Genomic DNA, 9,457 nt, shown 5'->3' on the forward strand with positions numbered 1-9,457 from the left:
CATGCATCCAGAAATAATCCTCTTCGATGAAGTAACAGCCTCTCTAGACCCTGAGATGGTCCGGGAAGTTCTAGAACTCATCAACGACCTGGCCCAAGAAGGACGGACCATGATTCTGGTGACCCACGAGTTACAGTTCGCACAAGCTATTGCCGATCGAATCATTTTCTTGGATCAGGGCAAAATTGCCGAAGAAGGAAGTGCTCACTCCTTCTTTACCAACCCACAAACCCAACGAGCACAAGAATTTTTAAATGTATTTGACTTTAGCCAATTTGGCTCATATCTATAAAGGAGATTTTTATGAAATTCATTAAACCAATTTTAGTTCTTTTTACCTTCGCTCTCGCTTTGCTCTTTATCACTGCATGTGGCTCTAGCAAGTCATCATCTTCTTCTACCGGCTCTAAAGCACGTACCATTGAAGAAATCAAGAAAAGTGGCGAGCTTCGTATCGCAGTCTTTGGAGACAAAAAACCTTTTGGTTATGTTGATAATGATGGATCCTACCAAGGTTACGATATCGAACTAGGAAACCAATTAGCTAAAGACCTTGGTGTCAAACCGAAATATGTATCAGTGGATGCAGCTAACCGTGCGGAATACTTGATCTCCAATAAAGTGGATATCACATTGGCCAACTTCACTGTAACTGATGAGCGGAAGAAACAAGTAGACTTCGCCCTTCCTTACATGAAGGTTTCACTCGGTGTGGTGTCTCCTAAAGATAAGGTTATCACTGATGTGAAACAATTGGAAGGAAAGACCTTGATCGTAACCAAGGGAACTACTGCTGAAACCTACTTCGAAAAGAACCATCCAGAAGTAAAACTTCAAAAATATGACCAATACAGCGATGCCTATCAAGCTCTCCTAGATGGACGTGGCGATGCCTTCTCAACAGACAACACAGAAGTCCTTGCTTGGGCCCTTGAAAACAAAGGATACGAAGTTGGAATTACTTCACTTGGTGATCCAGATACTATCGCACCAGCGGTTCAAAAAGGAAACAAAGAACTCCTCGATTTCATTAACGATGACATTCAAAAGCTTGGAAAAGAAAACTTCTTCCACAAAGCTTATGAAAAAACTCTTCACCCAACCTACGGCGATGCTGCAAAAGCAGATGACCTCGTTGTTGAAGGTGGCGAAGTAAAATAACAAATAAAGACTCTATCACAATGATAGAGCCTTTTTTCTTGTCAAAAACTATTTTCCCTAGTATCCTTTGGTCGTTTCCCCCAAAAGAAAGTAGCTAGTAGGACATCGATGGCTAAACAGAAAGAGAGGATTTGTAGTGGCCACAGCAAGCCATAAAAGAATCTGAATGATTGACAACCAGATAATAGGGGGATTCTCTCCGTTTTCAGGCTCTCCGGATAAGAGCATAAATACTTGAAAAAGAGCCCCAAGAACCTGTACAAGGGTAGCAAATTTTACGGTTCATCACAATCTCCTTCCTCTAGACGAATCAGTGAAGCGTGATCTCAAAAATAAGCTTTCAATTTAATTGTATGTAGTGAGACAGTAATCCTTTCTTAAATAAAATCTGCCTCTGCAATAGCTTCTTTGACCACTTCCAATGGAAGATGAACTAGCTCTACTTCTTTTTCACGGTAGAGGTACTCAGCATATTCATCAATGCGGTATTGATGGATATAAACTACCCGCTTGCAGCCAACTTGAAGCAGTTGCTTGGTACAATTGAGACAAGGGAAATGGGTCACATAGGCTGTGAAACCTTTGGGAATCCCTCGTTCGGCTCCCTGTAAAATGGCATTGACCTCTGCATGGAGGGTCCGAACACAATGCCCTTCCACCATGAGACAGTCATGATCCAAACAATGCTCCGTACCAGAGACAGAGCCATTGTAACCCGTCGCAACCACCTTATGATCCTTGACCAATACAGCCCCCACCTTGGCCCGCTTACAAGTTGCTCGATTTGATATTAACAAAGCCTGTGCTGCAAAATACTCATCCCAGGCTAATCGTTTATGTCCCACAGTCTTGTCCTCCTTCATGAACATTCTAAATTTTTTTCATTATAGCACGAAATCAGCAAGAAAAAAAGATAACACTGTCACAGCCGATTCCTTCACTCAAAGAAAAAGAGATCCATGCGGATCTCTTTATTAATTATTTACCAAGTTTTGCTTTAGCTGCATCTGCAAGAGCTGTGAAAGCTGCTGCATCGTTAACAGCCAAGTCAGCAAGCATTTTACGGTTAACTTCGATCTCAGCCAATTTCAAACCATGCATCAATTGTGAGTATGAAAGTCCGTTCATACGAGCTGCCGCATTGATACGTGTGATCCACAATTTACGGAAATCACGTTTCTTTTGACGACGGTCACGGTATGCATAGTAGTAAGAGTTCATTACTTGTTCTTTTGCAGTACGGAACAAGATGTGTTTAGCTCCATAGTAACCTTTAGCTAATTTAAGAATACGTTTACGACGTTTGCGTGATACAACGCCACCTTTAACACGTGCCATTTATATTTCCTCCAATATTTCCTAGAATTCTTTACTTACAAATACGCGATTATTTCAAGCGAGTAAGCATTGCTTTGATACGTTTGAAATCTCCTGAATGCACCATAGATGCTTTACGAAGATGACGACGTTGTTTCTTAGTTTTTCCGTGGAAACGGTGAGAAGTGTAAGCACGGAAACGTTTAAGTCCACCAGAACCTGTACGTTTGAAACGTTTAGCTGATGCGCGGTGTGTTTTTTGTTTTGGCATGATATTTTCTCCTTTTTTTAACTTTCTGACAGATTATTTCTTGTCAGTTGCTGGTGCCAACTGCATGAACATTTGACGACCATCCATTTTAGCACGTTGTTCGATGATAGCAATATCTTGAGTTGCTTCAGCGAAGTCGGCTAAAACTTTTGCCCCAATCTCTTTATGGGTGATCATACGACCCTTAAAGCGAATGGAAACCTTCACTTTGTTCCCTTTTTCAAGGAACTTGCGAGCATTGCGAAGTTTTGTATCGAAATCACCCTTGTCGATAACTGGGCTCAAACGAACTTCTTTCACGGTCACAACGCTTTGTTTTTTGCGTTGTTCTTTTTGTTTCTTCTGGTACTCAAATTTGAACTTACCGTAGTCCATAATTTTCGCAACAGGAGGTTTAGCTTGAGGTTGAATGAGAACCAAGTCCACATTAGCGTCGTCCGCAAGTGCTTGCGCTTCACCAAGTGGTTTGATACCCAATTGTTCGCCCTCAAGACCGATTAAGCGAACTTCACGTACACGAATTTCATCATTGATGAATAAGTCTTGCTTTGCTATGGTTTTCACCTCTTTTTTTATTTTAGAGAAAAACAAGAGCGGACTTGCTAACGCAAACCCGCACTACATGATTATATTTCATTTCTGAAACTTGATCCGTAGGGGCCAGACAACGTTAGTCGCAAGGCGAGAAGTTCTCACTTCTGCTTTTCTCAACTTTTATATGATATCAAGTTTATGATGGATTGTCAAGGATTTTTTTTGCTTTTTCTTCAATAAATGCAACCACTTGATCAATTCCGACACCAGTCGTATCAAAATGAATGGCATCGTCTGCTGGTTTCAATGGCGAAACCTCTCGGTGACTGTCTTTGTAGTCCCGCTCAGCAATTTCTTTTTTCAATACTTCTAAATCTGTTTTAATGCCCTTGCTCAAATTTTCCTTATAGCGACGTTCTGCACGTTCTTCTACAGAAGCCACTAGGAAAATCTTCAATTCTGCATCTGGTAAGACAACCGTCCCAATATCGCGACCGTCCATGACGATCCCACCTTGAGCAGCAATCTGTTGTTGCTGGGCTACCAAGCGCTCACGCACAGGAGCCAAGGCAGATACCCAAGAGACATTGTTGGTCACTTCATTGTCACGAATTGGATGAGTCACATCGACATCAGCTACGAAGACTAATTGTTGCCCGTCTTCAGAGCGCCCAAAGCTCACAGGATATTGGTTCAGCAAATCAACCAACTGGTCAACATCTGCTTCGGTCAGATCATGACGAAGAGCCAGATAGGTCGCTGCGCGATACATGGCACCCGTATCGAGATAAGTGTAGCCTAAATTTTTAGCAATAATCTTAGCAACAGTTGACTTCCCGCTAGATGCAGGGCCATCAATTGCGATTTGAATCTGTTTCATAGCTTATCCTTTATTTAATCTTGACGACATCTCCTGGATTTGCATACCATGATCCAGTAGACATGTGAGATGGATTCAGTTGCTCTAATTCGGCGATCGAAATGCCAGCACGCGCCGCAATTGCTGCTTCTCCTTCACCAGCTAGGACTGTAATCGTACCTTCTTCAGATTCTTCTGCACTTGCTTCTTCTGTCTTTTCTGCAGCTGGAGCACTGCTTGCTGCAACGACTGTTGTTTCACCATTGTAGAAACCGCTCATTTGTTTCTTCTTATCGCTTCCACCTGTAGAAAGGTAAACTAAGAAGCAGACCATCGCTACAATAATAATAAAGAAAATAATCGCCAAGATGGTCAACAAGCGATCAGCTTTTATCCCATTTAATTTGTTTGTTCGTTTCAATGTTTCTTCTCCGTCATCATAAATTTCTTCTTCCCATGGCTCTTTCGGCATAACTTCCTCCTTGTGTTTTCCTGTTAAAATCATTACAATATAGATATGAAAATAACCTTAATACCTGAACGTTGTATCGCATGTGGCCTTTGCCAAACATATTCGGACATTTTTGACTATCACGATAATGGTATCGTTAAGTTCACCTCTGAGGATGAACGATTGGAAAAGGAATTTCCTACCGATGCTTCTATCCAAGAAGCGGTTAAAAATTGTCCAACCCGAGCTCTTATCAAAGATTAAGAGCTTTTTTCATTATCTGCATAGTAGAGTTGATAATAGTCCACATGGATAAAGTTATCTGTCAACTCAATCTCACCCTTAAAATGATCATTCAAGGCTAAGGCATTGATAAAGTATTTTTTGGGCCACTTACGCATACAGAAGGTCCGACTTCTTGATCCATCGTTAAAAATTAACTTGATAGAATTCTTTGTAACTTCCACTTTTTCAATCGATGAAATCGGAACTTTTATAGGAGTTAATGGATTCGCCGTGATAATCCGTAAAATCCCATCATCGTAGATCGTAAAATAGCGATGCACTCCTACAGCCAGCAAGGCCATAAAGAGAAAGAATGAAAAGAGTACCACCGTCGGGATACTGGAACTCTCATACATTAGAGCTAGTCCAATAAAGACGGGTATAACCGATAATGACCAATAGGTAATCAGCATGGATAAATCAGGCTGCCAATGGTATCGGATTTTCCCAAAAATCTTAATCATATGCGGAACCCCCTCCTACTAGTTTAGCATAAAATCAACAAAAATAGAACAGGAAAGCCTGTTCTATTTTAATAATTTTAGCAATCAAATCACTGAATGACAGATTGATGAAAGCTGGTCTCTTTCCATTAATTTTTTGCCGATGGTACCTCGAAGAAATCTTGGGAAAGGTATCCTTTACCACTTATCAGATCATACTCAACCATTTTGAGATCCTCAGCGATTTCCAACGCTTCTCCTTCTAAAGCTTTTTTGTCAACACTTGCTTTCTTCAACACTTCCGTCAAGAGAGCATAGTATGGAGAGACCTTAGAGTTAGTCTGTTCAAAGACCATAGCAGAGAAATCACTTGAATTGACTAAAGGATAGTCCAACTTCGGAGCATCGAAATTACTCCAAATAAAGTAGTCTGTTTGGTATTGACCTTCTGGATAGTTCTTAAAGGCAGATTCTGGATACAAACCAGGCAAATGATCCCCATAGAAGACAACTGTAATCTTTTTATCGATTTTGGATAGCTTTTCTAGGAAATCTTGGGTGGCTTTGTCAGTAAACGTTAATAACCTTGAATAATTTGTCAAACGAGTATTGACATCCTCTGAGAAACCTTTGCCGGAAGCTGTTACATCTGATGGTTCCCCTGCAATAAATGGGGCGTGATTCTGCATCGTAATGACTGAGAAAAACTGACTCTGCTTAGTATTTAAATCTTTTAGGACTGCATTATAGGTTGATTGGTCACTAACATGAATTTCCTGGTATCCTACATTATATTCCTTTTTGTCATCAATACTTACAAACTTATCAAAATCCAGTCTATTATAGATAACATCTCTTGAATAGTTAATTTTTGATTCAAAATGGATAATTTCCTTATTTTTAGGTGCAAAAGAATCACTTATCGAAATTAACGGTTGCATTTTCGGAGCAACATCTGAGTATAGAACAGAGACGGTAGGGCTGATATTATAAAATGGTAAACCTGTTAAAGTTTGAAATTCCATATTAGCCGTACCACCGCCGTAGCCATCTGATTTCATTAAACCACTTGTCACTTTTGACTTTATATCTTGAATATTTGGGATAGGATTTCTAGAAATTGTCACTCCTTCTATTCTGCTAGGATCCGAAAAACTCTCACTTAGAACATAGATGATGGTCTGTTGATCGATAACTTCATTTCTTGTTTGATTGATTTCAGAGGCTTGATTAGAGTATTTCTTTTCAATCTCAAGCATTTTTTCTTTACTATATCCCTCCGGTTTTATCATGACTTCTGTTGTCAATTGATTGAACCAGACAAAAGCTAACGACCGATACCTGGCATTAATCGAATTCCCCAGCCATTTCGTATCCTGAAAGTTATTCAATAAGGTGATAACTGGTACTTTCTCCGAAATCACGCCATTTTCTTTTTGGTCAAAGATAGAATATACTTTATAACCAAATAATACAATAGACAAAAGTGTAAGATAGCGAATTATAGTTGACCGTATAATCTTACCTGTATAAATATACCGCCTACCGAGAATATAGGTAACTGATAGACCTACAGCAACAGCTATGACGATGAACATAAAAGAGACATCAACAAAGCTAAATAAAACGGACGGTTGAGATAACCAGACCAAATCACTCGGTAAAATAGGTTCTCCCCTCATACTGAATTTAACAGCGTTGGCAACAACGAAAGAAACACTACTAAAGACTATTAGAATCGTTGTAAACCAATATCTATTGATCAATACATATATAGAGATATATAGAAACACGAGACAGAGGATAGGAAATACGACTCCACCTGGAAAAATCGAATAACCAACAAGCAAGTCTCCTGCTCCAAGTCCAAGTTGCACACCAGTGTTAGATAGAATAGCTAGACTAATACTAGTCATAACAGCCAGTGAAAAACTCGATCTATTTTTAACTAAGTCTATTTGACCTTTGACAAAAAACAATCCGATAAGAGTTAAAAGAATAGAGAAACCAATCATTCTAAACTCGACAAACCAGAATTGCGACAGGGAATACTTGCCTCCTCCGGTTTTTCCAATGCCATCAAACAAATACCAGGTCGTACGATAGAGAGTTGAAGGAATTTTAGAATCTGTTAAAACAAAAGTTGTTAAAATACTAGAATGCAATAAGTATTCAAATAGTTTTCCAATTGGTCTCGTTTTTCTTTTAACAGCCTTGTTATCAAACCACTGTCTAATAGTTGAAAATAAGAGTGAACTAGCAACTAATACCGATACAAAAACAATTGAGTTGGTCTGCCAAAAACCATTCTTGGCAAAATCGAATACCTGATATTTCGGTACATTAATATGAAGGGCAACTTCAACTGAATAAGAAAGAATTAAATAGACACTATAGGATACAATAATCTTTAAAGCAAAAATTCGCTTTAAATCATATTGAGATATTAAGGCAACTAAAACGACTGTTGCAAGCCCAAAATAAATCCCACAGTGATTAATCAATGCTATAACGGAACCCGTTGCTCCTAGTTTCTCGGCAATCACATGCTGAACTAGATACGTATTAATGACAAGAAATAAGACGAGGAGAGCAAAGGAATACAGTTGAGTTCTCGTTAATTTTTGATAGTTTCTTATAAGAAACTCTTTTAAATTAAACTTCTTTTTTCTCTTCATTTTTCTCCCCATAACTATGATGTTTAAATTATAATAATCAACCCTGAATTTGTGTATAAATCCCAATACTAATCGTTAAAATGTTCAAAAAGATGAGTACATATTGTAACGATATATCAAAATGTGAATCCTCACTTTGAGCAATATCAGCTATACCCACTTTTTTGTGGAACCATGTGCCGAAATAAAGTGGTAGAAACATTAAAATATAATAATAGTAACGACCTTGAACCCCACCAACAACAATATCACCTGTGTGATATACACGAGGATCTCCAGAAATCGCAACAATAATTAGGGTTGCTGTACCTAAAAGTAAAAGCAAACTGTAGTATTTAAAGAATTTAGGCAGTTCAATCTTATTTCTAAGAATAATAATGAATAGAATGAAAAAGAAAGTGAAAATTGAAGCTGCGATTAAAAATGCTGATTTTTCAGAAACATACTTTAATGGATCTGAAATAAAATCATTAATAATTCCATGCGGTGCTAAGAATAAAGTTCGTAACAATGGCAACGGATGCGTTAAGAAATAAAATAGACCTGGACCTTCCCCTGAAATTGAACTTCCAGAAGGGAATAATTTAATAATACCAACATAAATAAATGATATAAATAGATTTAAAAGAAATAGTAAGGAAGAAAATGACCTCATTTTTTTATCTTTATAATATCTATTTGGTAAAACAGACAACAAACTTCCGGTTAATATAAAAGGAAATTTCGAAAATGCAAAAAGTAATGTCGTACATTGAAAAGCAATTGCATATTTTTTATCAACTTTATTTTTCTCAGAGAGTACATTTGTTAATAATGCTAACGCAATTAAACTGGCTCCAAAATATAAGTAATCATAATGGTAACCAGCAATAATATATAAAACAGCTGGGAACGTAGAAAAAAGATAAATAGCTTCTCTGAATACCTTACTGATTTTTAATGCAAGATAAGCTAAAATTGCAAAGGCTATAACTTCGAATATTCTTCCTAAATAATAAGAAACATATACTTTTTTCGAGATCAGTTTACCGATGGACCATCCAATAGCATTAGGGAGAAAGGCCGGATTGTCAAATCCAACTCTTGTTCCTCTAATTTTACTATCTTTATGTTCTACACTATACCAGTACTGTGAGGATTTTTTCGCAGGGTTTCTTAAAGCATCGTAACCAAATACAGAATCATAGTCTTCTAGCTTTTCATCCGAATACTTAAAAATCGGACTATCTGTTATACTAATGACGTTTGGCAAGTGCGACTCTTCATCCAATCCATATTGAACTGGCTTGACAACAGAAATAAAACTACCAAATATAACTATTAACAGAAACGCATTCCGTGGTAATTTATCAGAGTCTTTTGAATTAAACAGCAACAGATAGATAACTGATGCTATTATTAGAATTAACACTTTCTTATTCAAAGTAAATTCAAATAAACTGGTCAAAAAAATCCTTG

Annotated in this window: 12 protein-coding genes and 1 other annotated feature; of the genes, 3 read left to right on the forward strand and 9 right to left on the reverse strand. The window is 37.9% G+C overall.

Features of this window, described 5'->3' with window-relative positions:
• Window positions 1–292 (forward strand): AAA family ATPase (locus ACLOR3_RS07105; RefSeq protein ID WP_412037104.1); only part of this gene is annotated, 292 nt, incomplete at its 5' end.
• Between the two features lie 11 nt (window positions 293–303).
• Window positions 304–1,161: a cysteine ABC transporter substrate-binding protein gene (locus tag ACLOR3_RS07110; RefSeq protein ID WP_006596048.1), complete on the forward strand. Its 858-nt coding sequence runs from the start codon at window positions 304–306 to the stop codon at window positions 1,159–1,161.
• Window positions 1,162–1,538: 377 nt separating this feature from the next.
• Here ACLOR3_RS07110 and ACLOR3_RS07115 read toward each other — a convergent pair whose 3' ends face one another.
• The 6 genes from ACLOR3_RS07115 to ACLOR3_RS07140 form a co-directional block, all read right to left on the reverse strand.
• Window positions 1,539–2,006 carry a deoxycytidylate deaminase gene (locus tag ACLOR3_RS07115; RefSeq protein ID WP_023023644.1) on the reverse strand — a complete coding sequence of 156 codons (468 nt, stop codon included), beginning with the start codon at window positions 2,004–2,006 and terminating at the stop codon, window positions 1,539–1,541.
• Between the two features lie 133 nt (window positions 2,007–2,139).
• A complete protein-coding gene (rplT, locus tag ACLOR3_RS07120; protein WP_000124834.1) occupies window positions 2,140–2,499 on the reverse strand; it encodes a 50S ribosomal protein L20 in 360 nt (119 codons plus the stop codon).
• A gap of 49 nt (window positions 2,500–2,548) precedes the next feature.
• Window positions 2,549–2,749: a 50S ribosomal protein L35 gene (gene rpmI / locus ACLOR3_RS07125; RefSeq protein ID WP_001125942.1), complete on the reverse strand. Its 201-nt coding sequence runs from the start codon at window positions 2,747–2,749 to the stop codon at window positions 2,549–2,551.
• A gap of 33 nt (window positions 2,750–2,782) precedes the next feature.
• Window positions 2,783–3,313, reverse strand: coding sequence for a translation initiation factor IF-3 (gene infC / locus ACLOR3_RS07130; protein ID WP_006597373.1), 531 nt, complete (start codon window positions 3,311–3,313; stop codon window positions 2,783–2,785).
• Between the two features lie 15 nt (window positions 3,314–3,328).
• Window positions 3,329–3,459, reverse strand: a sequence feature (ribosomal protein L20 leader region).
• Window positions 3,460–3,479: 20 nt separating this feature from the next.
• Complete coding sequence (gene cmk, locus ACLOR3_RS07135; protein WP_129821972.1) at window positions 3,480–4,163, reverse strand: (d)CMP kinase; 684 nt, start codon at window positions 4,161–4,163, stop codon at window positions 3,480–3,482.
• Window positions 4,164–4,173: 10 nt separating this feature from the next.
• Window positions 4,174–4,614: an SAG1386/EF1546 family surface-associated protein gene (locus ACLOR3_RS07140; RefSeq protein WP_129821971.1), complete on the reverse strand. Its 441-nt coding sequence runs from the start codon at window positions 4,612–4,614 to the stop codon at window positions 4,174–4,176.
• A 45-nt stretch (window positions 4,615–4,659) separates the two neighbouring features.
• On the opposite strand from ACLOR3_RS07140, the gene ACLOR3_RS07145 reads away from it, so the two are divergent.
• Entirely contained in the window at window positions 4,660–4,857 is a 198-nt protein-coding gene (locus tag ACLOR3_RS07145; protein WP_129821970.1) for a ferredoxin, read from the forward strand.
• On the opposite strand, the gene ACLOR3_RS07150 is transcribed toward ACLOR3_RS07145, so the two are convergent.
• The 3 genes from ACLOR3_RS07150 to ACLOR3_RS07160 form a co-directional block, all read right to left on the reverse strand.
• Window positions 4,854–5,342 (reverse strand): EbsA family protein, encoded by a 489-nt coding sequence (locus ACLOR3_RS07150; RefSeq protein WP_006596041.1) that lies wholly within the window; start codon window positions 5,340–5,342, stop codon window positions 4,854–4,856. The genes ACLOR3_RS07145 and ACLOR3_RS07150 overlap by 4 nt on opposite strands.
• 128 nt (window positions 5,343–5,470) lie before the next feature.
• Window positions 5,471–7,999, reverse strand: coding sequence for an LTA synthase family protein (locus tag ACLOR3_RS07155; protein ID WP_411399855.1), 2,529 nt, complete (start codon window positions 7,997–7,999; stop codon window positions 5,471–5,473).
• A 37-nt stretch (window positions 8,000–8,036) separates the two neighbouring features.
• Window positions 8,037–9,457: DUF2142 domain-containing protein (locus ACLOR3_RS07160; protein ID WP_412037105.1), on the reverse strand; the 1,421-nt coding region annotated here is incomplete at its 5' end.

This window comes from Streptococcus intestinihominis, assembly GCF_046824975.1.
In the GTDB taxonomy this organism is placed as follows: domain Bacteria; phylum Bacillota; class Bacilli; order Lactobacillales; family Streptococcaceae; genus Streptococcus.